General features: G+C 68.2%; 29 protein-coding genes. 17 read left to right on the forward strand and 12 right to left on the reverse strand.

Going from position 1 to position 26,638, the window contains the following annotated elements; all coding sequences use genetic code 11:
* Positions 1–71: 71 nt before the first annotated feature.
* The 15 genes from ACSQ2G_RS12800 to ACSQ2G_RS12870 all read left to right on the forward strand — a co-directional run bounded on the left by ACSQ2G_RS12800 (position 72) and on the right by ACSQ2G_RS12870 (position 10,482).
* Positions 72–518: a MarR family winged helix-turn-helix transcriptional regulator gene (locus ACSQ2G_RS12800; protein ID WP_436031367.1), complete on the forward strand. Its 447-nt coding sequence runs from the start codon at positions 72–74 to the stop codon at positions 516–518.
* Positions 519–630: 112 nt separating this feature from the next.
* Positions 631–987 (forward strand): ArsC family reductase, encoded by a 357-nt coding sequence (locus ACSQ2G_RS12805; protein ID WP_436031369.1) that lies wholly within the window; start codon positions 631–633, stop codon positions 985–987.
* A complete protein-coding gene (locus tag ACSQ2G_RS12810) occupies positions 988–1,647 on the forward strand; it encodes an HAD hydrolase-like protein (RefSeq protein WP_436031371.1) in 660 nt (219 codons plus the stop codon).
* Positions 1,648–1,696: 49 nt separating this feature from the next.
* Positions 1,697–1,879 carry a hypothetical protein gene (locus ACSQ2G_RS12815; protein WP_310078921.1) on the forward strand — a complete coding sequence of 61 codons (183 nt, stop codon included), beginning with the start codon at positions 1,697–1,699 and terminating at the stop codon, positions 1,877–1,879.
* A 60-nt stretch (positions 1,880–1,939) separates the two neighbouring features.
* The gene (locus ACSQ2G_RS12820) at positions 1,940–2,374 is read left to right on the forward strand and encodes a hypothetical protein (protein WP_436031373.1); all 435 of its coding nucleotides are present in this window, start codon (positions 1,940–1,942) and stop codon (positions 2,372–2,374) included.
* Positions 2,374–2,889 carry an RNA polymerase sigma factor gene (locus ACSQ2G_RS12825; RefSeq protein WP_436031375.1) on the forward strand — a complete coding sequence of 172 codons (516 nt, stop codon included), beginning with the start codon at positions 2,374–2,376 and terminating at the stop codon, positions 2,887–2,889. Before ACSQ2G_RS12820 ends, ACSQ2G_RS12825 begins: the two co-directional genes overlap by 1 nt.
* A complete protein-coding gene (locus ACSQ2G_RS12830) occupies positions 2,886–3,185 on the forward strand; it encodes a hypothetical protein (protein ID WP_436031377.1) in 300 nt (99 codons plus the stop codon). The genes ACSQ2G_RS12825 and ACSQ2G_RS12830 overlap by 4 nt, the downstream gene beginning before the upstream one ends.
* Positions 3,186–3,297: 112 nt before the next feature.
* Positions 3,298–3,705 (forward strand): DUF6249 domain-containing protein, encoded by a 408-nt coding sequence (locus ACSQ2G_RS12835; protein WP_436031379.1) that lies wholly within the window; start codon positions 3,298–3,300, stop codon positions 3,703–3,705.
* A gap of 31 nt (positions 3,706–3,736) precedes the next feature.
* The gene (locus ACSQ2G_RS12840) at positions 3,737–4,324 is read left to right on the forward strand and encodes an RNA polymerase sigma factor (RefSeq protein WP_436031381.1); all 588 of its coding nucleotides are present in this window, start codon (positions 3,737–3,739) and stop codon (positions 4,322–4,324) included.
* Entirely contained in the window at positions 4,317–4,694 is a 378-nt protein-coding gene (locus tag ACSQ2G_RS12845; RefSeq protein ID WP_436031383.1) for a hypothetical protein, read from the forward strand. The genes ACSQ2G_RS12840 and ACSQ2G_RS12845 overlap by 8 nt, the downstream gene beginning before the upstream one ends.
* 89 nt (positions 4,695–4,783) lie before the next feature.
* Positions 4,784–5,611: a 3-methyl-2-oxobutanoate hydroxymethyltransferase gene (gene panB / locus ACSQ2G_RS12850; protein WP_436031968.1), complete on the forward strand. Its 828-nt coding sequence runs from the start codon at positions 4,784–4,786 to the stop codon at positions 5,609–5,611.
* Between the two features lie 193 nt (positions 5,612–5,804).
* Positions 5,805–6,563, forward strand: a complete 759-nt coding sequence (locus ACSQ2G_RS12855) for a tetratricopeptide repeat protein (RefSeq protein WP_436031385.1) — start codon at positions 5,805–5,807, stop codon at positions 6,561–6,563.
* An 11-nt stretch (positions 6,564–6,574) separates the two neighbouring features.
* Entirely contained in the window at positions 6,575–7,990 is a 1,416-nt protein-coding gene (locus tag ACSQ2G_RS12860) for an outer membrane protein assembly factor BamB family protein (RefSeq protein WP_436031387.1), read from the forward strand.
* 109 nt (positions 7,991–8,099) lie between these two features.
* Positions 8,100–9,869 (forward strand): ribosome biogenesis GTPase Der, encoded by a 1,770-nt coding sequence (der, locus tag ACSQ2G_RS12865; protein WP_436031389.1) that lies wholly within the window; start codon positions 8,100–8,102, stop codon positions 9,867–9,869.
* 43 nt (positions 9,870–9,912) lie between these two features.
* Positions 9,913–10,482 carry an alpha-ketoglutarate-dependent dioxygenase AlkB gene (locus ACSQ2G_RS12870; RefSeq protein ID WP_436031391.1) on the forward strand — a complete coding sequence of 190 codons (570 nt, stop codon included), beginning with the start codon at positions 9,913–9,915 and terminating at the stop codon, positions 10,480–10,482.
* Positions 10,483–10,494: 12 nt separating this feature from the next.
* Here ACSQ2G_RS12870 and ACSQ2G_RS12875 read toward each other — a convergent pair whose 3' ends face one another.
* The 5 genes from ACSQ2G_RS12875 to radA all read right to left on the reverse strand — a co-directional run bounded on the left by ACSQ2G_RS12875 (position 10,495) and on the right by radA (position 15,956).
* On the reverse strand, positions 10,495–11,247 hold the full coding sequence (locus ACSQ2G_RS12875; RefSeq protein ID WP_436031393.1) for an SDR family NAD(P)-dependent oxidoreductase: 753 nt from the start codon (positions 11,245–11,247) through the stop codon (positions 10,495–10,497).
* A 92-nt stretch (positions 11,248–11,339) separates the two neighbouring features.
* Positions 11,340–12,326 (reverse strand): bile acid:sodium symporter family protein, encoded by a 987-nt coding sequence (locus ACSQ2G_RS12880; protein WP_436031395.1) that lies wholly within the window; start codon positions 12,324–12,326, stop codon positions 11,340–11,342.
* Between the two features lie 128 nt (positions 12,327–12,454).
* Entirely contained in the window at positions 12,455–13,957 is a 1,503-nt protein-coding gene (gene purF / locus ACSQ2G_RS12885) for an amidophosphoribosyltransferase (protein ID WP_436031397.1), read from the reverse strand.
* Positions 13,954–14,577 carry a CvpA family protein gene (locus tag ACSQ2G_RS12890; RefSeq protein WP_436031399.1) on the reverse strand — a complete coding sequence of 208 codons (624 nt, stop codon included), beginning with the start codon at positions 14,575–14,577 and terminating at the stop codon, positions 13,954–13,956. Before ACSQ2G_RS12890 ends, purF begins: the two co-directional genes overlap by 4 nt.
* Positions 14,574–15,956, reverse strand: coding sequence for a DNA repair protein RadA (gene radA / locus ACSQ2G_RS12895; RefSeq protein ID WP_436031401.1), 1,383 nt, complete (start codon positions 15,954–15,956; stop codon positions 14,574–14,576). The genes ACSQ2G_RS12890 and radA overlap by 4 nt, the downstream gene beginning before the upstream one ends.
* Before the next feature lie 181 nt (positions 15,957–16,137).
* On the opposite strand from radA, the gene ACSQ2G_RS12900 reads away from it, so the two are divergent.
* Positions 16,138–17,331: a Yip1 family protein gene (locus ACSQ2G_RS12900; protein WP_436031403.1), complete on the forward strand. Its 1,194-nt coding sequence runs from the start codon at positions 16,138–16,140 to the stop codon at positions 17,329–17,331.
* Position 17,332: 1 nt separating this feature from the next.
* Here ACSQ2G_RS12900 and alr read toward each other — a convergent pair whose 3' ends face one another.
* The 7 genes from alr to rpsF all read right to left on the reverse strand — a co-directional run bounded on the left by alr (position 17,333) and on the right by rpsF (position 25,839).
* Entirely contained in the window at positions 17,333–18,415 is a 1,083-nt protein-coding gene (alr, locus tag ACSQ2G_RS12905; RefSeq protein ID WP_436031405.1) for an alanine racemase, read from the reverse strand.
* A 55-nt stretch (positions 18,416–18,470) separates the two neighbouring features.
* Entirely contained in the window at positions 18,471–19,154 is a 684-nt protein-coding gene (locus ACSQ2G_RS12910) for a MarC family protein (RefSeq protein WP_436031407.1), read from the reverse strand.
* A gap of 68 nt (positions 19,155–19,222) precedes the next feature.
* Positions 19,223–21,754 (reverse strand): replicative DNA helicase, encoded by a 2,532-nt coding sequence (dnaB, locus tag ACSQ2G_RS12915; protein WP_436031409.1) that lies wholly within the window; start codon positions 21,752–21,754, stop codon positions 19,223–19,225.
* A 203-nt stretch (positions 21,755–21,957) separates the two neighbouring features.
* A complete protein-coding gene (locus ACSQ2G_RS12920; RefSeq protein WP_436031411.1) occupies positions 21,958–24,396 on the reverse strand; it encodes a TonB-dependent receptor plug domain-containing protein in 2,439 nt (812 codons plus the stop codon).
* 173 nt (positions 24,397–24,569) lie between these two features.
* Positions 24,570–25,154, reverse strand: a complete 585-nt coding sequence (gene rplI / locus ACSQ2G_RS12925; protein ID WP_310078885.1) for a 50S ribosomal protein L9 — start codon at positions 25,152–25,154, stop codon at positions 24,570–24,572.
* A gap of 13 nt (positions 25,155–25,167) precedes the next feature.
* A complete protein-coding gene (rpsR, locus tag ACSQ2G_RS12930; RefSeq protein ID WP_029914647.1) occupies positions 25,168–25,443 on the reverse strand; it encodes a 30S ribosomal protein S18 in 276 nt (91 codons plus the stop codon).
* Positions 25,444–25,458: 15 nt separating this feature from the next.
* Entirely contained in the window at positions 25,459–25,839 is a 381-nt protein-coding gene (rpsF, locus tag ACSQ2G_RS12935; protein WP_028038546.1) for a 30S ribosomal protein S6, read from the reverse strand.
* A gap of 234 nt (positions 25,840–26,073) precedes the next feature.
* On the opposite strand from rpsF, the gene ACSQ2G_RS12940 reads away from it, so the two are divergent.
* Positions 26,074–26,622, forward strand: a complete 549-nt coding sequence (locus ACSQ2G_RS12940; RefSeq protein ID WP_436031414.1) for a DUF2059 domain-containing protein — start codon at positions 26,074–26,076, stop codon at positions 26,620–26,622.
* The last annotated feature ends 16 nt before the right edge of the window (positions 26,623–26,638 follow it).

A 26,638-nucleotide genomic window follows, 5' to 3' on the forward strand; every position in this document is an offset into this window, starting at 1 on the left:
TTCTCCCTGGTGCGTGAGCCCGCCAGCCGTTCGGCCTTGACAGAAAGAGTTGATATCAACATAAGTGCGAGGTGTCAAAGCCGCTGGAAGTGCCGTTCGCCGCCACCCTTCACGTGAGGGACACCTGCCTGTGCCTCCACGCCCAGCGCGCGGCGCGAGCCCTGGCGCGGCGGTTCGACCAGGCCCTGGCGCCGTTCGCGATCACCAACGGCCAGTTCTCGCTGCTGATGTCGCTGAACCGGCCCGAGCCGCCGACCATCGGCTCGGTGGCCGGCCTGCTGGCCATGGATCGCACCACCCTGACCGCCAACCTCAAGCCCCTGGAGCGGCGCGGCCTGTTGAGGGTCGACGTCGATCCGCTGGACCGGCGCAGCCGTCGCCTGTCCCTGACGCCGGCCGGCATGGCTCTGCTGGCCCAGGCCCTGCCGGCCTGGACGCACACCCATGCCGAGGTCGAGGCGGGCCTGCCAGATGGCGACGGCGACGCCCTGCGCGCGGGCCTGCTGGCCCTGGCCTGACCGTTCGCGGACGGACCGCGCGTTCGCCGCCGCCTTTTTCCGTTTTGCCCGGCGGCGCGCGAACTCTAGGCTGGTCGGACTCGAGAATCTGACGCGCACGGAGCAATCAGAGGTGACCACCACGATCTACGGCATCAAGGCCTGCGACACGATGAAGAAGGCGCGGGACTGGCTGGACGGTCACGGGGTCGCCTACGGCTTCCACGACTACAAGACGACGGGAATCGATCGTCCGCGCCTGGAGGCCTGGAGCCGGGTCGTGGGCTGGGAGGCCTTGCTGAACAAGGCCGGGACGACCTTCCGCAAGCTGCCGGACGCCGACAAGCAGGGGATCGACGAGGCCAAGGCCATCGCGCTGATGCTGACCAATCCGTCGATGATCAAGCGGCCGGTCGTTGAGGCGGGCGATCAACTGCTGGTCGGATTCAAGCCTGACGTGTATGGTCGCGCCTTGGGTTCAGGGGGCTGAATGGACGCCCAGATCGATCTGGTCATCTTCGACTTCGACGGGACTCTGGCCGACAGCACGGCCTGGGCCATCCGCGCCGTCAGGCCGCTGGCCGAACGCTTCAAGTTCAAGGCGGTCACCGAGGACGAGATCGCCATGCTGCGCGGCCGCACCAGCCGCGAGATCATCGACTATCTGGGCCTGCCGCTGTGGAAGGTCCCGCTGGTCGCCGCCCACGGCAAGAAGATGATGGCCGCCGAGGCCCACGCCATCCCGCTGTTCTCGGGCACCGGCGACCTGCTGCGCGGCCTGTCGGCGGCGGGCCTGCGCCTGGCGATCGTCAGCTCCAATTCCGAAGCCACCATCCGCTCGATCCTGGGGCCTGACCTGGCCGCCCTGGTCGACCACTACGGCTGCGGCGCGGCGATCTTCGGCAAGGCCGCCAAGTTCAGGGCCGTGGTCAAGGCCGCGCGCATCGCCAAGAACCGGGTGCTGTGCATCGGCGACGAGACCCGCGACATCGAGGCGGCGCGCGAGGCGGGCCTGGCCTGCGGCGCGGTCGATTGGGGCTACGCCACGCGGCGCGCCCTGGCCGACCACGGCCCGACCATGATGTTCTCGGCCATGGACGAAATTATTTCCCGGGTCGCCGCATCCAATCAACGGGTCGGCGCCGACTAGTCTTCAGAAAACGGCGCGAAGGGTCGCGTCGATCTGGAGATTGAGACCGATGGACGAGCTGTTCCGCTCCTATTGGTGGCTGGTGTTTCCCCTGAGCTGGGGCGTCTTCGGCGTGTTTCAAAGCTGGCTGGCCTATCGCGCCCGCCGCGACGCCCTGGACGTGCTGCGCTCTTACGCGGCGGCCGGCCACGAGCCGCCGCCGGCGCTGGTGGCGCGGCTCAACGCCCGCTGATCCCTCAAGGTTTCAAGCCGACATTTCGAGGCGCGCGACGCGCCCCTGGAGACCAAGACCATGGAAGATATGTTTCGACAGTTCTGGTGGCTGATCTTTCCGCTGAGCTGGTTCGTGTTCGGCGCCTATCAAAGCTGGCTGTCCTACAGGGCCAACCGCGACACCCTGGACCTGATCAAGACCTATGCCCAATCGGGACGCGAGCCGCCGCCGGAGCTGATGGCCAAGCTTAGCAAGCGCTGGAACGATGGCGACGATCTGGGCGAGGTGGACGACGACGACCGCTTCCGCCGTCGCCATCGCCGCCGCCACTGGCGCCAGCACACCTGGTCGCGGGTCGCGCTGTTCGGCTGTCTCTGCGCCGGCTTCACCTTTGCGGCGGTCACCAACCTCTATGACGCCGGGCCGGCGTTCGTGATCGTGTCCTTCGTCATGGCCGCCCTGGCCGTGGCGGCGGCGGTGTCGATCCTGGTGGATCGAGGACCGCGGGTCTGATGGACGCACCGCTCGTCCGGGCCGCGCGGGACGGGTCGCAGTCCGCTTTCGCCCGGCTGGTGGCCGCCCACGAGCGGAGCCTGCGCGGGTTCCTGCGCAAGAGCGGTTTCGGCGACGCCGACGACATCGCCCAGGAAGCCTTCCTGGCGGCCTGGTCCAGTCTTGACCGGTTGCGAGACGACGAGGGCTTTCGCGCCTGGCTGTTCGGGATCGCCTGGCGCAAGGCGCTGGACCACGGCCGGTCCGCTCGCCGCGCCGCCCGTCGCGACGAGGCCTGGCGCGAGGACCAGGCGGCCGAGGCGCCGCGCGCGGCCGATCCGGCCGACCGCCTGGCGCTGGAGACGGCTCTGGCCGGCCTGCCGCCCGACCAGCGGGCCTGCGTCACCCTCTGCCTGGGCCAGGGCTGGTCGCACGGCGAGGCGGTCGAAACCCTGAACCTGCCGCTGGGCACGGTGAAGTCGCATGTGAACCGAGGACGTGAGAGACTGTTGGCCGTATTGGGAGACGCGTCATGACCCCCGAAGATCGCCTGGCCGCCTTCCTGTCCGCGGACGCCGCTCCCGCGCGGCCGACGGTGGACGCGGCGTTCGTCGCTGAGGTGATGCAGCGGGTGGCCCGGCGGGAGTTGCAGCTGAAGCTGGCCTCGGCCGCCGTGACCGCCGCCGCCGCGGGCGCGGTGCTGTGGGCCTGCGCCCCGGTGCTGGACCTGGCTGTCCACGCCCTGGCCCCCGTCCTGCTGCCGGCCGCCGGGATCCTGACCCTGGCGGCCGCCGCCGGCCTGCTGGGCGCGCAGGTCCTGGCCCGTCGCTAGCCTTACGAAAGTTTCATCCGGCCCGGCGCCTCCAATCGCCATGGCCCAGGTCTCTTACCTACAGAAGGCGAGGGCGAAGCGCTCCCGCCAAGCATTCGAGGGGATTTAGGTCATGGGCCCTGACGTTCTGGTTCCATTCGGCTTCTTTTTTGCGCCGGTCATTCTGGTTTTGGCGCTGGTCTTGGTTCCGAAGTGGTTGCGGAGCCGCGAACGGCTTCAAGCGCAACAACTTATCCGTATGGCCATCGAGCGCGGTCAGGAGCCGTCGCCACAACTTTTTGAGGCTTTGACCAAGGATGTCGCGCCGGTGAAAGTGCCGTCTGCGCATCGCGATATGCGGATCGGCGTCATTCTCCTAGCCGTGGCGGCGGGCATTGCACTCACAGGCGTCGCGCTGGGCAGCATTGACGACCATGCCATGTTCGGCACCGTCAGCGGGGCGGCCATCCCGGGCATGATCGGCCTGGCCTTCGTGATCCTCAGCTTCTTCAACCCCAACAAGCGCCCGCCCGAAGTTTGAGCGCGGACAAGGGGGAGAGGGGACCAAGCTCATGGGCACTGAACGCCCACCCACCGGCCACGACGTCGAGCTGGCCGCCCTGGCGGCGGCCGGCGACCGGCGGGCCTTCGGCGAGTTGGTGCGCCGCCACGGCTCGGCCGTGCGGGGTCTGCTGCGCCGGCTGGGGGCCGATCCGGCCACCGCCGACGACATCGCCCAGGACGCCTTCCTGGTCGGCTACGAGCAGATCGTCGACTATCGCGGGGAAGGGGCCTTCGCGGGGTGGATCAAGAAGATCGCCGCGCGGCTCTATCTGCGCAAGGTCAAGCGGGAGGCGCGGTTCGTGCTGACTGAGGCGCCCGAGGAAACCGCGCCGGTCGGATCGGACGGACCCGGCGCGACCGCCGACCGCCTGGACCTGGACGAGGCGCTCAAGCATCTGTCCAAGGCCGAGCGCCTGTGCGTTTCGTTGTGCTATGGGGCCGACTGGTCGCACGCCGAGGCGGCCGAGACCTTGAACATCCCCCTTGGGACGGTCAAATCCCATGTCAAACGTGGTCTGGATAAACTCAGAATCCGGATGGCCCCGCCGTCCGACAGCGTACCGATCGACTCCGCGAGGAGGGAAAACCGTGGCTGACCTGGATTTCGAAACCCAACTGACGCGCCTCTACGGCCAGGCTCCGGCGTTCCGCGACGCGGAGCTGTTCGCCGAGCGGGTGACCCGGAAACTGGATCGCGGCTGGGCGCTGCGCCGGGTGCTGATCGGCGCGACCGGCGTCGTGGCCGGCGTGGCCGCCGCCGTCCAGCTGGTCGGCGCACGGTTCGCCAACGAGTTCTCCGAAATGTCGAAGGAGGGCGCCGACCAGCTGACCCTGGGCGTGGACAAGCTGACCCATCGCTACGATCAGCTGTTCCCCCTGGGCGGCTCGGAGACCCTCTGGGTGGGCGTGGCCCTGGCGGTGCTGGCCCTCGCCTTCGCCGTGACCCGGCTGGTGGACGAGGTCTAGGCCCGTTTCGGCGAAGTTTTCACCGATAATGTTGCGACGCCGAACGATCTGGCGGAAAACCGCGTGCGTCTTTCGCCGGAGTGCCGATCCTGTCCGCCCATCGTGAAGAGAAGGTCCGCCGCCTGGCGGCCCCCGACATCGCCGCCCGCAAGGGCGGCGAGCCCATCGTCTGCCTGACCGCCTACACCGCGCCGATCGCCGCGGCCCTGGACGAGTCGTGCGACGTGCTGCTGGTCGGCGACTCGCTGGGCATGGTCGTCCACGGGCTGCCCAACACCGTGGGTGTGACCCTGGACATGATGATCCTGCACGGCCAGGCGGTGATGCGCGGCTCGCGCAAGGCCATGGTGGTGGTCGACATGCCGTTCGGCTCGTACGAGGGCGCGCCGGAGGAAGCCTACGCCAACGCCGTGCGGATCATGAAGGAGACGGGGTGCCAGGCGGTCAAGGTCGAGAGCGGCCCCACCGTGCCGGCCACCATCGCTTATCTCGTGCAGCGCGGCATTCCGGTCATGGGCCATGTCGGCCTGCGGCCCCAGGCGGTGCTGGTCGACGGCGGCTTCAAAGCCAAGGGCAAGGACGAGGCCGGCCGGCTGAAGGTGCTGGAGGAAGCGCGCGCCACCGCGCAGGCCGGGGCCTTCGCCGTCGTGGTCGAGGGCGTGGCCGAGAGCCTGGCGCGCGACGTGACGGCCGCCATCTCGGTCCCGACCATCGGCATCGGCGCCTCGGCCGGCTGCGACGGCCAGATCCTGGTGGTCGACGACATGCTGGGCCTGTTCGACTGGGCGCCGAAGTTCGTGCGCCGCTACGCGGACCTGAAAGGCGAGATCGAACGCGCGGCCGCCGACTATGCGCGCGACGTCAAGGCGCGCACCTTCCCGGGCGAGGCCGAGACCTACTACGCCAGGAAGAGCTAGGCCCCGACGGGTCGGGAGCGGAAAGACCGGCGACTGTACCGGTTCCGCCCCGTTGCGGCTGGCTCGGACACGCTATAGGTTCGCCGCCTCGGTGGGTCCGCTCACCATGGTTTTCATTTCGCGTGTCGATTCCGGAGCAATTCGGGCTCGACGCCTCAGGGCGCAGTTTTCGCCCTCTATCGGAGCCTCGTTCGTGGTCGATGTGTTTGACGAGGTCGAAGAGCAGCTGCGCTCCGACCGCTACAAGTCCCTCGCGCTGAAGTCGCTGCCCTGGGTGGGCGCGCTGGCCGCGGTGGCGATTCTGGGCGCGGGCGGCTGGATGGGCTGGACCAGCCACCAGCAAAGCCAGACCAACAAGGCCACCGAAGCCTACCAGGCGGCTCTGACCACGGGCCAGAAGTCGGGCCTCGCCACGGCCTTTCCGGCGTTCGAGGCGATCTCCAAGACCGGCACGCCCGTCTACAAGGCCCTGGCCCTGCTGCAGATGGGCGGTGTCCGCCTGGAGCAGAACAAGACCGCCGAGGCGGTGGCCTATTTCGACCAAGCGGCCAAGCTTTCGCCCAATCCGGTGCTGGCCGACCTCGCCGGCCTCAATTCCGCCTTGGCGCTCATCGACACGGCTCCTTACAAGGACGTCGAGGCGAGGCTGACCCCGTTGATGGGCGAGAAGAGTCCCTATCGCGTACAGGCCAAGGAAGCCCTGGCCTTCGCCAAGCTGCGAGCCGGCGACCTGGCCGGCGCGCGCGGCGACTTCCTGGTGCTGTCCAGTTCGCTCGACAACTCCTCGGATGAGATCCGCGAGCGCGCCCGGGGCGCGATGGCCATGATCGATTCCGGCTCCGCCAAGGACCTGCCGGCCGTGGTCAAGACCGCCATGGCCCTGCCGCCGTCCGCCGCGCTCTCGCTTCCGACCGGCCCGCAGGCCGACGTCGCCCCCAATACCGCCCAATGAGCCGACGCCCCATGACGACCAAGCGCTATCTGCTTCTCACCGCGATGATGACCGCCGCGGTGTCGGTGGCGGGCTGTTCGACGATCTCCAAGCTCAATCCCTTCGACAAGAAGGAAGCCAACAAGACCTTGGCCACCCAGGGCCAGCGGATCTCGGTCATCGCCTTCGACCAGAAGGTCGAGCCGGCCGAGGCGCTGAAGGGGGCCGACTTCTTCCTGCCCGAGCCGGCCGTCCAGGCCGACTGGCCGCTGCCGGGCGGCAACGCCGAGCAGTCGGTCGAGCACGTGGCGGCCGCCGCCAATTTCGACATCGCCTGGCGCAAGGGCTTCGGCCAGAAGGCCAACCGCAAATATCACGTAACCGCGCCGCCGGTGGCCGCCGATGGCAAGATCTTCGTGATGGACGGCGAGGCCACCGTCAGCGCCCTCGACGCCAAGAGCGGGGCGACGATCTGGCGCAAGGACCTGCGTCCCGCCAAGGCGCCCGGCAAGAAGCGCGGATTCTTCGGCATCGGCGGCAGCAAGGCCGACCGCACGGGCTTCGGTGGCGGCGTCGCCTACGCCAACGGCAAGCTGTACGTCGCTTCGGGCTTTCGCTTCGTGGCCCAGCTGGACGCCGCCACCGGCGCGGAAGCCTGGCGCCAGCAGACCAGCACGCCGGTCCACGCCGCGCCCACCGTCGCCGACGGCCGGGTGTTCGTGATCTCGACCGACAACGAACTGCTGAGCTTCAACACCGCCGACGGCGCGCCGGGCTGGACCTACCAGGCCTTGATCGAGCCCGCCCGGATCCTGGCGGCCACCAGTCCCGCGGTCAGCGGCGACACGGTCGTGGCCGGATTCGCCTCGGGCGAACTGGTCGCCCTGCGCGCCAGCAACGGCAACGACCTGTGGAGCGAAGCCCTCAGCCGCGCCAGCCGCACCAACGCCCTGTCCGAGATCCGCGACATCGCCGGTCGCCCGGTGATCTTCAAGGGCGACGTCTTCGCCGTCAGCCACTCGGGCGTCTTCTCGGCCACCGACCTGCGCACGGGCCAGGCCCGCTGGAGCCTGCCGGTCACCGCCATCACCAGCCCCTGGGCGGCCGGCGACGTGGTCTTCGTCGTCGACAAGGCCGGCCAGGTGATCTGCGTCTCGCGCGAGGCCGGTCAGGTCTATTGGATCCGCGACCTCAACAACACCGACAAGCTGAGCAAGAAGCAGAAGAAGAAGCGGGCCAAGCACCCGGTGGTCTGGTCGACGCCGATCCTGGCTTCCAACCGTCTGATCACCGTGTCGAGCGAGGGCCAGGCCGTGGCGCTGAACCCCAAGACCGGCGAGACGCTGAAGACCTTGAAGGTCGGCCAGTCGGTGCTGCTGGGCCCGATTGCCATGGGCGACACGGTCTATTTGGCCACCGACGAGGCGGATCTGATCGCCATTCGCTAGCGTCATTCCGGGCCCGCCCGGACCCACAATCCAAGCAACGCGAACCCGGGCTGGTCCTCACCAGTCCGGGTTTGTCGCTTTTGTCCTCGAAATCGACTAATCACAGCCCATGCCTTTGAAACTCGCGATCGTCGGCCGCCCCAATGTGGGCAAGTCGACCCTGTTCAACCGTCTGGCCGGCCGCAAGCTGGCCCTGGTCGACGACCAGCCCGGCGTCACGCGCGACCGCCGGTTCGCGCACGGCCGCCTGGGCGACCTGGACCTGGAGCTGATCGACACCGCCGGCTTCGAGGATGTCACCGACGAGAGCCTGGAGGCGCGGATGCGCGCCCAGACCGAGCTGGCGATCGACGAGGCCGACGTCAGCCTGCTGGTGTTCGACGCCCGCGAGGGCCTGACGCCGCTGGACCGGATCTTCGCCGAGATCCTGCGCAAGCGGAACAAGCCGGTGCTGGTCGCCGCCAACAAGTCCGAGGGCAAGGCTGGCGACCACGGCGCGGCCGAGGCCAACGTCCTGGGCCTGGGCGAGCCGATCCAAATCTCCGGCGAACACGGCGAGGGCATGGCTGAGCTCTATGCGGCCCTGCTGTCCGTCGCGCCCGAAGAGCTGCAGACTGACCACGACGAGCTGGACGACGACAAGCCGATCAAGATCGCCATCGTCGGCCGCCCCAACGCCGGCAAGTCGACCCTGATCAACCGGCTGATCGGCGAGCAGCGGCTGCTGACCGGTCCCGAGGCCGGCATCACCCGCGATTCCATCTCGGTCGACTGGGACTGGGGCGGCCGCAAGGTGCGGCTGGTCGACACCGCTGGCCTGCGCAAGAAGGCCAAGGTCAACGAGAAGCTGGAAAAGCTCTCGACCGGCGACACGATCCGCTCGATCACCTTCGCCGAGGTCGTCCTGCTGGTCATGGACGCCACCCATCCGTTCGAGACCCAGGACCTGCAGATCGCCGACCTGGCCGAGCGCGAAGGCCGCTGCGTCGTCTTCGTGCTGGCCAAGTGGGACCTGGTCGAGGATCCGGGCGCGACCCTCAAGGGCTTCATCGAGCACGCCGAGCGCATGCTGCCCCAGCTGCGGGGCACGCCCGTGATCGCGCTGTCGGGAGAGACCGGCAAGGGCGTCGAACGGCTGATGCCCGCTGTGCTCAAGAGCCACAAGGACTGGTCGACCAAGGTCAAGACCCGCGACCTGAACGACTGGCTGCAGATGGCCATGCAGCGCCACCCGCCGCCCAGCGTCGGCGGCAAGCGCATCAAGCCCAAGTACATGGCCCAGACCAAGGCCCGTCCGCCGACCTTCGTGCTGTTCTCCAGCCGCGCCGACCAGATGCCCGAGCAGTATCGGCGCTACCTGATCAACAGCCTGCGCGAGAGCTTCGACCTGCCGGGCGTGCCGCTGCGCATCACCCTGAAGTCGGGCGCCAACCCCTATGCCGAGGGCGAGGCCAAGGGCCACTCTGGCAAGGGCAAGCGGGAGTTCGAGCGCAAGGAGCGCGAGAAGGAGCGGATCCGCGCCTCGCGCAACACCGTCAAGAAGTCGGTGCGCGTGGCCGAAGCCGCGGCGGCCACCGCCGCCCAGGCCGCGGGCCTGCCCGTCCCAGCCCCCAGCGCCGGCAAGCCGGCCTCGAAAGCTTCCAAGGCGCCCAAGCCGAACGAGATCGCCGCGGCGCCCGCCGCCGAGCCCGGCAAGGCGGCGGTCAAGTCGGTCAAGAAGCAGGGTCCCCGCGCCCAGAAGAAGCCCACCACGCCCAGCTACAAGGTCGGCTTCAAGGCGGCGGGCGGCAAGGCGGCGGGCTCCAAGACCGCGCCGCGTCGTCCCGTGGCCGGCGCCCGCACCGTCCGCGGCAACAAGGCGCCGCCCAAGGGGCGCTGACCCGCCCTGGAACGGCGGCGTGGGCGGGGCCATTTGCGATGGCATGGACCCGCGACAAGCCAGCCTGTTCGACGACCCGGCGCCGGGACCGCCGGGCTTCGTCTATCGGTCGGAGATGATCGATCCGGACGAGGAGGCCGCGCTGGCCGAATCCCTGGCGGGGCTCGACCTGCGGCCCTTCGAGATGCGGGGCTATGCCGCGCGCCGGCGGGTGGCGTATTTCGGCCGGCGCTATGAGGAATCCACGAAGGGACTGGAGGACGGTCCGCCGATCCCGGACTTCCTGCAGCCCTTGCGTCAGCGGGCTGCAGCGCTTGCTGGCCTGAGGCCGCAGGCCCTGGTCCACGCCCTGGTCAACGAATATCAGACCGGCGCGCCGATCGGCTGGCATCGCGACCGGCCGGCGTTCGGCCAGGTGATAGGCTTCTCGCTGTTGTCGCCATGCCTCATGCGCTTTCGGCGGCGACGCGAGGCCGGCTGGGAGCGACGATCCCTGACCCTGGAGCCCCGCTCGGCCTATTGGCTGGCGGGCGACGCCCGCTCCGTCTGGGAACACAGCATCCCGCCGGTCGACGCCCTGCGCTATTCGATCACCTTTCGCACCCTGGCATAGGGGCTGCCGAGGTCAGCCGATGCTGGCGGCCTCCTGGCCGCGTTCCTTGAACCGCACGACGCCCTTGGGCGGCACGCGGTCGGGGCGGGCCAGGTCGACGATCAGCGGAACGAGGGTGTCGGGCGCGGGGACGGTCTGGGGATCCTCGCCCGGGAAGGCCCCGGCCCGCATCCGTGTGCGCATGGCGCCGGGGTCGACGCAGACGGCGCGCACCGTGGTGTTCTCCATCTCGTCGTCATAGCAGCCGACGACGGCCTCGAGCCCGGCCTTGGAGGCCGCGTAGCCGCCCCAGAAGGCCCGGTGAGTCTTGGCCAGGCTGCTGGTCAGGAAGATGGCCCGGCCGGCCTCGGCGCGACGCAGCAGCGGGTCCATGGACCGGATCAGACGCCAGTTGGCCGTCAGGTTGGTGGCCATGATCATGTCCCAGCCCTTAGGGTCCAGGTGGCCGACCGGGGTCAGCGCGCCCAGCACGCCCGCGGCGCCCACCAGCACGTCCAGCTTGCCATAGCGCTCGTAGAGGGCCGCGCCCAGCTGGTCCAGGCCGTCGGGTTCGCGCAGGTCCAGTGGGACCAGGGTGGCGTGCTCGCCCGTCGCGGTCAGGATCGCGTCGTCCAGGGCCTCCAGGGCCCCTTGGGTGCGGCCCACGGCCACGACATGGGCGCCCGCCTGGGCCAGGCCGAGAGCAATAGCCTCGCCGATGCCACGGGTGGCGCCGGTGACGAGGGCGATGCGGCCGGCCAGGGGCTTTTCGGAGTCGGAAGTCATGGGCGGGTTCTAAACAGAACCGTTTCGTGATGAAACGAAATCGTTGGTAACACCAACAAAACGCGTGGTGGCGCCAACGGATTCCCTTGGTGTCAGACCTCGTCCGCCGGCCGCGCGCCGTAGCGCTGGGCGATCACCGAACAGGCCATCAGCTGGATCTGGTGGAACAGCATCAGCGGCAGGACCAGAATGCCCGCCGTCGGGCCGGGGAACAGGATGCCGGCCATCGGTACGCCGCTGGCCAGGCTCTTCTTCGAGCCGCAGAATACGATGGCCACCTCGTCGGACTTGGAGAAACCCAGCGCCCGCGAGCCGAACATGGTCGCGGCCATGATGACCGCCAGCAGCGCCATGCAGACGACGAGCAGCAACAGCAGCTCGGGAATCGACACCTTGTTCCAGATGCCGTCGATCACCGCGGCGCTGAAGGCCGCATAGACCACCAGCAGGATCGAGCCGCGATCGACCCGGCCGACCAGGGCCTTGTGCCGGTTTATCCACGGTCCGACCCAGGGGCGGACAAGCTGGCCGACCACGAACGGCAACAACAGCTGGATGATGATCGGCCTGATCGACGCCCAGGCTCCGCCGGTCTCGCCGTGAGCGTGCATCAGCAACCCCACCAGCACCGGCGTCAGGAAGATGCCCAGCAGGTTCGAGGCCGAGGCGGCGCAGACGGCGGCGGCCACGTTGCCTCGGCCGATCGAGGTGAAGGCGATCGACGACTGCACGGTCGAGGGCAGACAGCACAGGAACAGCATGCCGGCCGACAGGGTGGGCGACAGCAGGCCGGACCGGCTGATCAGCAGGCCCAGGGCCGGGAACAGCACGAAAGTGAAGGCCAGGATCGTCAGGTGCAGGCGCCAATGGGTCAGGCCCGCGACCACGGCCTCGCGCGACAACTTGGCGCCGTGCAGGAAAAACAGCAGGGCGATGGCGATCTTGACCACCCAGCCGACGATCGTCGCGGCCTCGCCGCGCACCGGCAGCACCGAGGCCAGCACCACCATGCCGAACAGGGCCAGGATGTAGCCGTCGATCTTCAGCTTGGCGAGGAGGTCTTTGAGCAAGCGCGGCATCCTGTTGGGGGCTGCCCTGCGTCCCTTGAGGCCGCTTCGCGGCGCCTCGGGATGAGGAACAGTAGATCTGGCTCAGCGCTCCTCATCCCGAGGAGCGAGCCATCGGCGAGCCTCGAAGGACGCGGGAACTAGGCGCTGACCAGCAGCGACAGCTGCTTCTCGGCCTGGTCGTTGCGGCCCTCGGCGATCTCGCGGTCCGTCAGCCGAGTGGGGTAGTCGCCGGTGAAGTAGTGGTCGGTGAACTGCGGGTGGGCCGGATCGCGGGGGCCCGCTTCCAGGGCCTGATACAAGCCGTCGACCGACAGAAATCCCAGGCTGTCGACTTCCAGGAACCGCGCCATCTCTTCCAGCGACTTGGTGGCGGCCAGCAGCTGTTCGCGCTCGGGCATGTCGATGCCGTAGAAGTCGGGCCACTTGATCGGCGGGCTGGCCGAGCGGAGGTGGACCTCCTTGGCGCCGGCCTCGCGGACCATGCGGACGATCTTCAGCGAGGTGGTGCCGCGCACGATCGAATCGTCGATCAGGATGACGCGCTTGCCCTCGAGCACGGCGCGGTTGGGGCTATGCTTCATGCGCACGCCCAGTTCGCGCACGCCCTGGGTCGGCTGGATGAAGGTACGGCCCACATAGTGGTTGCGGATGATGCCGAGATCGAAGGGCAAGCCGCTTTGCCGGGCGAAGCCGATGGCGGCGGGCACGCCGCTGTCGGGAACCGGCACCACGACATCGGCCTCGACGCCGGTCTCGATGGCCAGGCGCTGGCCCATGCGCTTGCGCACGTCATAGACCGAGCGGCCGTTCACGACGCTGTCGGGGCGGGCGAAATAGACATATTCGAACACGCAGGGCCGGGCGGCGACGGTCTGGAACGGGCGCAGCGACTTCACGCCGGTCTCGGAGATCACCACCATCTCGCCGTGCTCGACGTCGCGCACGAAGCGGGCGCCGATCATGTCCAGAGCGCAGGTCTCGGACGCCAGGATCGGCTGACCGTCCAAGTCGCCCAGCACAAGCGGGCGGATGCCCAGCGGATCGCGCAGGCCGATCATCTTCTTGTTGGTGATGGCCACGATCGCGTAGCCGCCTTCGATCTGGCCGACGGCGTCGATGAAGCGGTCGACGATCCGAGCCTTCCGCGAGCGGGCGATCAGGTGGAGGATCACCTCGCTGTCGCTGGTCGACTGGAAGATCGCGCCTTCCTGAACCAGCCGCTCGCGCAGGGTCAGGAAGTTGGTCAGGTTGCCGTTGTGGGCGATGGCCACGCCGCCGGTCTCGAGATCGGCGAACATCGGCTGGACGTTGCGGATGCCGCTTCCGCCGGCCGTGGAATAGCGGGTATGGCCGATGGCCATGCCGCCGGGCAGGCGCTCGACCAGGTCGTTGCCGGTGAAGGCGTCGCCGACATGGCCCATGTGGCGTTCGGTGTGGAAGCGCTGACCGTCGAAGGCGGCGATGCCGCAGGCTTCCTGGCCGCGATGCTGCAGGGCGTGCAGACCCAGGGCGGTGACCGCGGCGGCGTCACGCACGCCATAGACGCCGAAGACCCCGCACTCGAGGCGTAGGGTGTCGTCTTCCGGATCCCGCCAGGGCCTGGACGAGAAGCGGTCGGTCGACTGGCCGAAAGACGTCATCGAGATTTCTCCACCAGATCGTCGACGGAACGACGCTGGTCCTTATCATAACCTGCTTCGCCCGGCTTGCGGTCGGACGGTTTGTCGCTGGCGCCGTCATGCACGGCGTCCTCGATGGCGGGAGCCAGCTTGCCGGCCAAGCCCGCGCCCTTCGGGGCGAACACCTTCAGCACGCGGCCGGCGGCGTTGGACAGCGGATACAGCGCCGACTTCGACATCCAGCTGGGCACGCGGTCGGGCGGGGTGGCCATGTGGAACACCAGGCTGAACACCCCCAGCACCACCAGGCCGCGCAGCAGGCCGAACGCCAGGCCCATTAGGCGATCCAGCGTGCCCAAGGCGCCGTCGGCGTGCAGGGTCTTGGTGATCTGGGCGCCGATCAGGCGCAGTAGGACGAAGGTGATCACGAAGGTGACCAGGATGGCGGCCGCCGTGGCCGCCCAGTCAGGGTCCATCAGGCCGCGAAACAGCGGTCCGGTGACCCGCAGGGCCAGCAGGGAGAGCAGGGCGGCGACGATGAACGACAGGGCCGAGGTCAGTTCCCGCGACGCGCCGCGCGCGAAGCCGACCAGGGCCGAGACCAGCAGGATCAGGCCGAAGATGATGTCGAACGGCGTCACGTCAGCTGGCCCCAGATTTCGTCGCCGATGCGGCGCACCGCGTCGGCCAGGCGCGCAACGCCCGCCACGGGCAAGGCTCCGCCGCCCTCGGGCAGCCCCGACAGCGGTCCAAGGGCCCGGCCAAAGCCGAGTTTCGCGGCCTCTTTCAAACGTGTCTCCATACGGCTCACGGGCCGCACTTCACCGGAAAGGCTGACTTCGCCGAAGACGACGCAGTCCTGCGGCAGGGCGATGTCGAGGGCCGAGGAGGCCAAGGCCGCCGCCGCCGCCAAGTCCGCCGCCGGCTCGGTGATCCGCAGGCCGCCAGCGACGTTCAGATAGACGTCCTTGTTGCCAAAACCAAGGCCGCAACGCGATTCAAGCACAGCCAAGACCATGGCCAGGCGCCCGGAATCCCATCCGACCACGGCGCGCCGGGGTGTTCCGTACGCGGATGGCGCGACCAGGGCCTGAAATTCGACCAGGACGGGTCGAGAACCCTCTATGCCGGCGAACACCGCCGCGCCGGCCGCCCGCTCGCCGCCCTCGTTGAGGAACAGGGCCGAGGGGTTCTTCACCTCGCGCAGCCCCGAGTCGCCCATCTCGAACACGCCGATCTCGTCGGTGGCCCCGAACCGGTTCTTGGCGCCGCGCAGCACCCGGAACGGATAGCCGCGTTCGCCCTCGAAGCTGAGCACCGCGTCGACCAGGTGCTCGACTACCCTGGGACCGGCGATCTGGCCGTCCTTGGTGACGTGGCCGACCATCAGGATGGCCACGCCCTGCTTTTTGGCCAGGCGCACCAGTTCGCCGGCGCACGCCCGGACCTGGGTGACCGTTCCGGGCCCGGCCTCGTGGGCGTCGCTCCACAGGGTCTGGATCGAGTCGATGACCACCAGGTCGAACTTCTCGCGCTTCAGGCCGTCGAGGATGTCGCGCAGGCTGCTCTCGGCGGCCAGCTTCACGGGAGCCTGGGCGAAGCCCATGCGGTCGGCGCGGCCGCGGATCTGGGCCACGGCCTCCTCGCCAGAGATATAGGCGCAGTGGGCGCCGCTCAGCGAGGCCTTGGCCATCACCTCCAGCAGCAGGGTGGACTTGCCTACGCCCGGGTCGCCGCCGATCAGGATGGCCGAGCCGGGCACTACGCCGCCGCCGCAGACCCGGTCGAACTCGTCGACGCCGGTGATGATCCGGGGCGGGGCGGGGGTGTCGCTCTCCAGGCCGGTGAACTGCAGGCCCCGTGTACGGCTGGCCTTGGTGACCGACAGAGCGCCGGGCGCGCGAACGCCGGTTTCTTCGACCAGACTGTTCCAGCTCTGGCAGGCCGAGCACTGTCCCGACCACTTGGTTGAGACCGCGCCGCAGGACTGGCAGGCGTAGACGGCGCCGTCGCGGGCCATGGATGCTCCTGATTCGAAGGATGACGGGAGACTACAGCCTGGTGGTCCCCTGCGCCAAAGACGGACGCATCCCGCCGGCCCTAAACCACCTTTCCACAGAACGATGTTCTCAACCTCCCATGGTGATGGTTATACAGGGACCGCGTCGGGGGACGTTCAGGATTCGCGGAGGAGCGATCGTATGACTGTCATCGAACCCGGGGCTTCGTCGTCCGACCTCGTCGGCCGCGTCAAGCGCCTGCTGCTGTCGCCTTCGGCCGAGTGGGAGCGCATCGACGCCGAACCGGCGACGATCAAGGGCCTGTATGTCGGCTATGTCTGCATCCTGGCGGCCATCCCGCCGGTCGCCGGCCTGATCGGCGGACAGGTGTTCGGCATCGGCGGCTTCGGCTTTCACATGAAGCCGGCGCTGGTGTCGTCGATCATCAGCGCCGTGATCGCCTATGGTCTGAGCCTGCTGTCGGTGTTCCTGGTGGCCCTGATCATCGACGCCCTGGCTCCTAGCTTCGACGGCCAGAAGGACCGGATCCAGGCCTTCAAGGTCGCGGCCTACAGCTATACCGCCGCCTGGGTGTTCGGAATTCTGGGGATCTTCCCGCCGCTCGTCATGATCGGCGCCCTGGCCAGTCTCTATGGCTTCTACCTGCTGTATCTGGGCCTGCCCAGGCTGATGAAGGCGCCGAAGGAGAAGGCGCTGGGCTACACGGCCGTCACCATCCTCTGCGCGATCGTGCTGTCGATCGTCATCGGCGCGATCACCGGGGCCGTGGCGGGCGCGGCGATGTTCGGCTCCGGCCTGGCCAGCCACGCCGCCAATACCGGGACCATGTCCGGCACGATGGAGGTCAACGGCGCCAAGGTCGACCTGGGCAAGCTGGACGCGGCCAGCAAGAAGATGGAAGCCGCCGCCGCCCGGATGGAAGCTGGCAAGGACGCTCCGTCTATCCCGGCCGAGACCCTGAAGGGCCTGCTCCCCGGCGCCGTCGCCGGGTTCCAGCGCACGGGCCTGGAGACCAATTCGGGCGGGGCTGGCGGCATGTCGATGGCCGTCGCCACCGGCGACTACCAGAAGGACGGCGCCAGCTTCCGCCTGGCGGTCACAGACCTGGGCGCGATGGCGGGCATGGCCGCCTTGGCCAGCGCGGTCAACGCCCAGTCCACCAAGGAAACCCAGACCGGCTACGAGAAGTCGGGCACGGTCGACGGCCGGCTGACCACCGAGGAGTGGGACCGCGAGGCCAAGTCCGGGCGCTACAGCATCCTGGTCGGCGAGCGCTTCTCGATCGAGGCCAACGGCAACGCCGACAGCGTCGACGTGCTGAAGCAGGCCGTGGCGTCCGTTGATGCGGGGCGGCTGGAAGGGCTGGCGCGCTAGGTCAGCCGCCCTTGACCACGCGTCGCGCCCGGGGCGCGATGCGGGTCAGCAGTTCGTAGGCGGTCGTCCCGGCGGCGGCGGCGGCGTCATCCACCGGCAGGTCAGGGCCGATGATCTGCATCATCGCGCCCGGGCGTGCGGCGTCGCAGTCGGTGATGTCGACGGCGATCAGGTCCATCGACACCCGGCCCAGCATCGGCCGTCGGGCGCCGTCGAACCAAACCGATCCGCGCGGATGGGCGGCGCGCGGCACGCCGTCGGCGTAGCCGGCAGCCAGGATGGCGACGCGGGTAGTGTCCTGGGCGGTGAAGGCCGCGCCGTAGCCGATGCTCTCGCCGCGCGGCACGACCCGGGCCTGGAGGATCGGCGCCTCCAGCGTCGTCACCGCCTTGATGCGCGTGTCGGGTACGTCGCGCGGGCCGCCGCCATAGAGGCTGATCCCCGGGCGGCACTGGTCGAAGCGAAAGGCCTCGCCCAGGAAGATGCCGCCTGAATTGGCCAGGCTGCGACGGGCGTTCGGGAACAGGGCCGCGGCCTCGACGAAGCGAGCCAGCTGGCGGGCGTTCAGCGGATGGTCGGGCTCGCCGGCGCAGGCCAGGTGGCTGATCACCAGGGTGATGTTCAGGAACTTCAGCCGGTCCGTGGCCCCGGTCAGGACCGCGGCCTCCTCGGGGCGCAGGCCCAGGCGGTTCATGCCGGTGTCGATGTGCAGGGCGGCGTCCAGCACGTGGCCGCGGGCATGGCTGTTCCAGGCCTCGATCTGCGGCAGGCTGTTGAGCACCGGCGTCAGGCCGGCCGCTTCGATGGCCGGGGCCGCGCCGGGCGTGACGCCGTCCAGCAGGTAGATCGTCGCCGCGCGATCGCCCAGCGACCGGCGCAGGGCCAGGCCCTCCGACAGGCGGGCGACATAGAAGCTCCGCGCGCCCTCGTCCCACAGCCGCCCGGCCACCAGGGCCGCGCCCAGGCCGTAGCCGTCGGCCTTGACGGCCGGCGCGATCTCGGCCCCGCCGGCGGCGGCCTTGAGCACGGCGTGGTTGGACGCCAGGGCGTCCAGATCGAGGGTGAGGCGGCTGGCTTCGGTCACGGGGCAGGGCGTAGCCGAGCGCGCCGCCCAAGGCCAGTCCAGATCCTGAGGATCTTCAGTGGCGGGCCGGGAAGTCGGTCGCCAGGCTCTCGACGCCGCTGGCCAGGATCTGGACGCCGATACACAGCAGCAGGAAGGCGACCAGCCGCGACATGACGCGGGCGCCGGAGACGCCGAGCAGGGCCATGACCCGGTCCGAAGCCCGGTAGAGGCCCCAGATCGACAGGGCCACCGCCAGCGCCGCCAGGCTGGCGCCGAGGAAGAACGGGATCACCGTGTGCCCGCCCGCCGGCCGCTGGGACGACAGGGCGATGGCCACCGCGATCGAGCCCGGCCCGGTGGTGAACGGCATGGTCAGCGGGAAGAAGGCGATGTCGTCGGTCTTGCGCTCGGCGGGCGAGGCCGCGTCGCTCTTGCGGTCCTCGTGCGCCTCGGGCTCCATCAGCAGGCCCCAGGCGCGGATCGCCACCACCAGTCCGCCGGCCACGCGCAGCGCGCCCAGGCTGACGCCGAAGAAGTTGAGGATGTAGCCGCCCAGCAGCAGCGACCCCAGCAGGATCAGCAGGGCGTTGACCGCGATCCGCAGGGCCAACCGCCGCCGCTCGTGTGGCGTGCGGTCGGCCAGCACCTGGTGGAAGATCAGCGAGGCGCCGACCGGGTTGACGATCGAGAACAGGGCCGGGAAGGCCAGCAGGAACGCGCCGACGACCGTGGAGGTCGGCAGGGGATTGAAGTCCATTGGCGGCCTCGTTCAACGGCACCCGCCAACGTGGCCGAGTCCCGCCGCCCACGTCAAACCCACTGTCGCTATTCGTCCGAGCCGCTGCGCATCTGGTGGAAGTAGTGGTCGCGGGCCAGGTTGCCGAAGCGGGTGGTGTCGCTGTTGAACGACAGGCGCACGGTGCCGATGGGACCGTGACGCTGCTTGGCGATGATCACCTCGGCCAGGCCCTGCAGGCGGTCCATGTCCTCCTGCCACTGCAGGTGCTCGGGCGTGCCTTCGCGCGGCTCGGAGCGGCCGACATAGTAGCTCTCGCGATAGACGAACCAGACCATGTCGGCGTCCTGCTCGATCGAGCCGGATTCGCGAAGGTCGGACAGCTGCGGACGCTTGTCCTCGCGCTGCTCGACCTGACGCGACAGCTGCGACAGGGCAATGACCGGGCAGGCCAGCTCCTTGGCCAGGGCCTTCAGGCCCATGGTGATCTGCGAGACTTCCTGCACGCGGTTGGCGTTCGAACCGAGGTCCGAACCGGTGACCAGCTGCAGATAGTCGACGACGACTAGGTCCAGGCCGACCTGGCGCTTCAGGCGACGGGCCCGGGCGGTCAGCTTGGCGATCGAGATGCCGCCGGTGGCGTCGATATAGAGCGGCGCTTCCTGCAGCTCGATGGCCGCGTCGCGCACCCGGCCGAACTCCGACGCGTCGATCTCGCCCTTGCGGAGCTTGTCGCCCGATACGCCCGAGGCGTCGGCCAGCATACGCAGGGCCAGCTGCTCGGCGCTCATTTCCAGCGAGTAGAAGGCCACGACGCCGCCGCTGACGGTCTTCTTGGTGCCGTCCGGCTGGGGCTCCCAGGCGTATTTCTTGGCGACGTTGAAGGCGATGTTGGTGGCCAGGGCGGTATTGTGCGTCACCACATAGTCGTCGGTAATGTAAAGGCGACTTGGATGAGAAACCGTGATGCACTGGGCCTCCGCCGTCCTGCTCGGCGATACGGACCTGATCACCGGCATCCTGCGGCGACGGGGCGATGCGGAAAGGCGGGCGACCTTCTCGGGAACCGTGAACAAGGTTTCAGGTGAAGGGTGATAGATGTTGACTGTCCAGGCTGAAAGCCCGGCCTTTAGCTCGCCATTTTGCCGATAAGACGTCGAGCGGCTGCGAATTGTCGCCCAACCGCCAAGCGAACGGGCCAGTTCGACGACGCCGCGAGCGAGGAGTTCGCTTGTGCTCGCAAAGCGGATCGAACCCCATGTCTCCACCCAACCATCAGTGTCCAAAAGGCCGCGCAGAAGGTCCAGACGCGCCTGTCGATGAGCGGTCAGATACAGGTCCGGAATGAACTTGTCGGGGCTCCCGACCTCCCATAGCCCCAAGCCGGCGAGTGCTTGCTTCAGGGGATTTGGGTTGACGCCTTGGACGCCGGTGCGATGTGCGCCGCCGACTTGCACCACACGCCAATCATAACCGCCGGCCGCGCGCAGCTCGAACGTCTCGCCGAGTCGATCTGAGAGTTCCTCCAACATCGTCTCGCTTGCCGTCGAGAAGCGTGGCGACCCGCCCTTCAGATTGCCGTCGCCCAGGAGAGCGCCAAGCACCCATGGATCGACCGGCAAGGTTTGGCTGTGGCCGAAATGACCGGAACAGGGATCGACCCACAGCCGGCCCTGATAGCGCTTCCGTTCCAGCATGACCATAATGGCGGCTGTTGTCAGGACGCGCGGCCGCTCCCAGCCGCGATAGTGAACTTGCCAGAGATGTTCGGCGCACGCTTCGGCCGAGCGGCCGTCTGAAAACGTGAGACGGTAGATCTCCTTCTCGCCCTGGGGATAGAGTCCGGTGACTCGCGACGGCTGACCGTCGATCGACGCCAAATCATCGCCCAGCCGAAGATCGCCCATACGGGTCCAGCCGGTCGTTGTCTTGATGCGCGCCTCAAGAGGTTGGGCTTTCCCCATCGACGGGCGGCCGGCCAGGACGATCAGGTCGGAGGGGTGCAGGCCGCCGATCTTGGTGTCCAGGTCGATCAGGTCGGTGGCCAGGCCCGACATGCCGCCGTCGCGGCTGTAGGCCTCGGCGGTCATCTCGACCGCGCCGCGCAGGGCGTCGCCGAAGCTGACGAAGCCGGAGCTGGCCGCGCCGCTTTCGGCCAGGGTGTAGAGCTGCTGTTCGGCCGCCTCGATCTGGTCGCGGGCCGGCAGCTTGACGTCGTCCTTGCCGACCCCGCCATGGGCGGTGGAGGCGATCTCGCCGCCGATGCGGATCAGGTCGCGGCGCAGGGCCAGGTCAAACACCGCGCGGGCGTAGTCGCCGACATTGGCGGCGGGCGGGGCCCGGTCCACCAGGTCGGCCAGGTAGCGAAGGCCGCCCAGCTCCTCGAACGCCGGGTCGTGCTTGAACTCGTCGGCCAGCAGGATCGGCTCGGCCAGCTGGCCCTTGCGGATGTGGGTTTCGATCGAGCCGAACAGCCGGGCGTGGAAGGGCTCGTAGAAATGGCGGCCCTGCAGGCTGTCGGTCAGGCGCTCATAGGCGGCGTTGTCGTACAGCAGCACGCCCAGCAGCGCCTGCTCGGCTTCCAGGTTGTGCGGTGCGACGGCGACGACGATGTCGCCCATCGGCGAGGGTGGGCGGAGGTCTAGAGCGGGGACGAGAGACATTGGCGCAAGTTAACGCGGAGCCCTCCCGCGCGCTTGGCTCGCGTCGTTGGGCGCCTCAGATGAATGGGGATGTTCTGTGTATATCCCGGTGACGCCAGAAACGGACGCACGAAGACGGCGCGGGGATCGCTACCCGCGCCGTCTCGATCTCGCCTCGGGTTCTACCAGTTGTAGCTGACCCGGGCGTACAGGAACCGGCCGTTGAAACCGAACGGCGAGTAGCTGGGGAAGCCGATCGAACCGCTGGGGCTGTTGATCAGGGCCGGGGTTTCGCGCGGATACTGGTCGAACAGGTTGTTGACGCCCAGGGCCAGGCCCGCCGGGCCGAGCTTGTAACGGCCCTCCAGGTCGACGATCGTGCGATGGCCGGTCTCGTAGTCCAGGGTCGGGTTGTTGTTGGGAACCAGGACGCTGTCGTAATAGGTCGCCTTGGCCGTGACGCCGAAGTCGCCCAGGCTCCAGTCGGTGTTGAACACGAACTTCTGGTTCGGGGTGCCTTCCTCATAGGTCAGGACGTTGCCGCGATCGAACAGGAACGGCGGCTGGCTGACATTGGTGATGGTCGGCAGGCTCGGAGTCTTTTGCACGTCGGTGCCGTTGAAGTTGGCGGCGACCGTGAAGTCGTAGCGACCGGCCGTCTCGGTCTCCAGCTTGTAGCGCCCGACGATGTCGACGCCCCGGGTCCGGGTCTCTACCCCGTTGAGGAAGAACCGCGCGGCGCTGACGCCGTAGTTCTGCAGCAAGCCGGTGATCACCGCCGCCGTCGCCGCCGGGGTCGACGGATTGGGCAGGTTCTCCGACAGCACGATGCGATCGTCGATGTCGATCTGGTAGGCGTCGATGGTCAGCTCGAATGGACCGGTATGGAAGACGATGCCGGCCGAATAGTTCATCGACTCCTCGGCCTTCAGCGGCTTGGCGCCCAGCGCCACCGCGATCGGGCTGTCGACCGTGAAGGTGCCCGACTCGACCAGGATCGAGCCCGTCGGGGTCGCGACGTTGTTGGTCGCGGTGTAGCTGAAGTACTGCTGCTGCAGGGCGGGGGCCTTGACGCCGCTGGAGATCGCCGCTCGGAGGGCCAGGGCGTCGTCGACGTCGAAGCGGGCCGCCAGCTTGCCGGTGACCTTCGAGCCGAAGTCCGAATAGTCCTCGTAGCGCGCGGCGGCGTCGAACGAGAGGCGCTGCGTCAGCTTGCCTTCCAGATCGACATAGGCGCTGACGTTGTGCCGGGTCTTGTCGACCACGTTGGAGGGGCGGAAGCCGCCGAAGCCCTGGGACACGGGTGCGCCGGCCAGCGGTCCCTTGGTGTAGGAGGCCGGCTCGCCCTGGTGGACCGAGAAGCCTTCCTCTCGATATTCCAGGCCGAAACCCAGGTTGGTCGGCTCGATCAGGCCCAGGTCGAAACCCTTGCTCATATTCAGGTTGACCAGGAACTGGTCGTAGTCGAGCCCGCCGGCCTTGAAGGTGCGAGGCGAGGCCGCGCCGTAGGTCGAGTTGATGGTGTTCTTGATCGTGTATTCGAGCTTGTTCTTGCCGTAGCTGACGCCGAGGTCGGTGGCGAAGCCGCCCAGCTCGCCCTTGATTCCGCCGGCGATGTTGTAGTCGTCGATCTCAGTGGCGATGATCGGTAGAAAACCGCCCGGATAGACCGCCGGAACGTTGTTGGAGTTGTTGTAGGTTCGTGCGGTGGCGGCGGACTCACTATCGCGATGCTGGTAGCCGCCATAGCCGTACAGCGACCAGGTCTCGCTTACCGGCAGCCCGGCGTTCAGATAGATGGCGCTGCTCTCCAGCTTGGGATCGCCGTAGCGGCCCAGCACGACCGGGTGGCCGTAATCCGGAGCCGAGGCCAGGTTGACATAGTCCGACCGGTTGGTCGGGTGGCGGTTCACATACTCGCCCATCACGGTCAGGAAACCGTCCTTGCCCAGGGGCAGGCCCTGCCAGGCCGAGACCGACTGGGTTAGGCCGTCGTGGGCCTTTCGATCGCCGCGGGCGGTGTCGACGTCAGTGTTGTAGATGCCGTAGTTGTACGTCGCGCCGCCGCCGCCGCGGGCCTCGCGCAGGCGCAGGTTGATGACGCCGGCGATGGCGTCCGCGCCGTACTGGGCCGAGGCGCCGTCGCGCAGCACTTCCACCCGTTCGACGGCGACCGTCGGGATCGAGTTGAGGTCGAAGGCGGTCGAGCCGCGGCCGATCGAGCCGTTGATGTTGACCAGGGCGCCGATGTGGCCGCGCATGCCGTTGATCAGCACCAGGGTCTGATCCGGGGCCAGGCCCCGCAGCGTGGCCGGACGCACGTGGTCGGTGCCGTCGGTGATGGCCGGGCGCGGGAAGTCGATGGCCGGGGTCAGGTTCGACAGCGCCTGGGCCAGTTCGGCGCCGCTGCCCTGGCGAGCCAGGGCCTGGCCGCCGATCACGTCGACCGGCGCGATGGTGTCCAGGCGCGTGCGCCCCGGCGTGCGGGTGCCGGTGACGACCAGTTCCTCGACCTCGTTGGCGCCGGCGCCGGGGTCCTGGGCCTGGGCGGCCGCGAAGGCTGGAAATTGCAGGAGCGCGCCGGTCGAGACGGCGGCCAGCAGAAGGTGACGACTGCGCATGTGGTCCATTCCCCTACGTTTTGCATGCTGCGTTTTCGCTTTGCACGCGAGTGACTCGTGCAGGAAAGCGCCCATTCGCACCTGTCGTAAACGAGTAAATTTCTGGGAACGGCCAAAGAAAAACGGCGCGGATCGCTCCGCGCCGTTTCCGATAGTTCAAGCTACTGAAGCGTTTAGGCTTCGTAGTGGTCGCCTTCGAACGAACCAGCGCCGCCTTCGGCCATGTCTTGGGCGGCTTCGGCGTCAGCGGCGCGGTCTTCCTCGAACTGAGCGGCGATGACGTTTTCGCCGCGCGCTTGGCGATCGGCTTCGTCCTGGCTGCGCGCGATGTTGAGGGTGACCGTGACGGTCACCTCGGCATGCAGTCGCACCTTCACTTCGTGGACGCCCAGCGTCTTGATCGGCTTGTCGAGGACGATCATCGAGCGATCGACCTTGCCGCCTTCGGCCTTGATGGCGTCGGCGACGTCGCGGCCCGCGACCGAACCGTACAGCTGGCCGCTTTCGCCGGCTTGACGGATCATCACGTACTGCTTGCCGTCGAGTCCTTCACCGGCCTTGCCGGCGTTCTCGCGGTTCTTGACGTTGCGAGCTTCGATCTCAGCGCGCTGAGCTTCGAAGGTCTTCAGGTTGGCCGAGTTGGCGCGCAGGGCCTTGGAGCGCGGCAGCAGGAAGTTACGGGCGAAGCCGTCCTTCACCGTGACCACGTCGCCGAGGACGCCGGTGCCTTCGACGCGTTCGAGCAGAATGACTTTCATCGTGGTGTCTCCCTTACTTCACGACGTAGGGGAGCAGAGCCAGGAAGCGGGCGCGCTTGATGGCCTTGGCCAGTTCGCGTTGCTTCTTGGCCGACACCGCGGTGATGCGCGACGGCACGATCTTGCCGCGTTCGGAAACGTAACGCTGCAGCAGCTTCACGTCCTTGTAGTCGATCTTCGGGGCGTTGGCGCCCGAGAACGGGCAAACCTTGCGGCGACGGAAGAACGGGCGGCGAGCGCCGCCACCGGCGGCGGGAGCGCCGGCTTCGGGAGCAGTGGTATCGGTCATGATCTCTCTTCTCCCTTACGCGGCCGGCGCGAAGTCGTCGCGCGGGCGCTCGGTGCGCTCGCCACGTTCGCGGTCGCGACGGGCCAGAACCGGCGACAGCTCCAGGTCCAGCTCTTCGACGCGGATGGTCATGAAGCGCAACACGTCTTCATTGATCAGCAGCTGACGTTCCATCTCCTTCACGGCCGCGGCCGGAGCGTCGATGGCGAGCAGGGAATAGTGGCCCTTGCGGTTCTTCTTGATGCGATAGGTGAGGTTACGCAGGCCCCAGTATTCGATCTTGGCGATGTGACCGCCATTTTCTTCCAGGAGAGCCTTGAGTTGCTCGTTCAGAGCTTCGGCCTGTTGCGGCGAGATGTCCTGCCGCGCGATGACCACGTGTTCGTAGAACGCCATGTTTTCCTTCTTCCGGCTTGGAAGGCGGCGCGGGCGACGGCGGAAGTCCGTCGACCACGATGGATCCTGCATGCCGAGCGGGAAATCCCGACCCATAGGGCTGCGTGCAAGACCGCCATCCGTGAGAGGGCGCGCTAATACAGGAAAGGGCGCGCCGGCACAAGCCGCTGAGCGGACTTGCATCCTCAGGTGGCTATGAGACAAGGAGAATGACGTCACCGTTGGGGGATCATCATGAAGCGTCTCGCCATTCTTGTCGCCGCCGCGGCTCTGTGCCTGGGCGGCGGCGCGGCCCAGGCGCGGCAGGCGCCGCCGCCGGCCGCCGCCACCGCTTCCAAGGCCACGCCCGAGACCCGCGCCCTGGCGGCGCGCTATTTCGAGGCGATCCACTACGATAAGATGCTGGGCCAGATGATGGAGCAGATGGTCCCCGTCATGGTCCAGACCCTGCGCAAGCAGACGCCGTCACTGACCGACGAGCAGAGCCAGCTGGTCAGCGAGACCGTGGTCGAATCCACGCGCGAGATGACCGAAAAGATGAAGGCGCCGATGATCGACGCGGTGGCCGAGGTCTTCACCGAACAGGAGCTGCGCGACCTAGTGGCCTTCTATGAGGCGCCGTCCGGCCAAGCCCTGATCGCCAAGACGCCTGAGCTCACCCAGAGGATGATGGCGCAGATGCCGGCGATCATGGCCGAGACGCAGGGCAAGATGCTGCAGAAGCTCTGCGCCAAGCTGAACTGCACCGGTTCCGCGCCTGCCCCGAAGGCGTCGAAGTCCTGATCCCGCCCGAAAAGGG

The organism is Caulobacter sp. LjRoot300, assembly GCF_964253875.1.
In the GTDB taxonomy this organism is placed as follows: domain Bacteria; phylum Pseudomonadota; class Alphaproteobacteria; order Caulobacterales; family Caulobacteraceae; genus Caulobacter.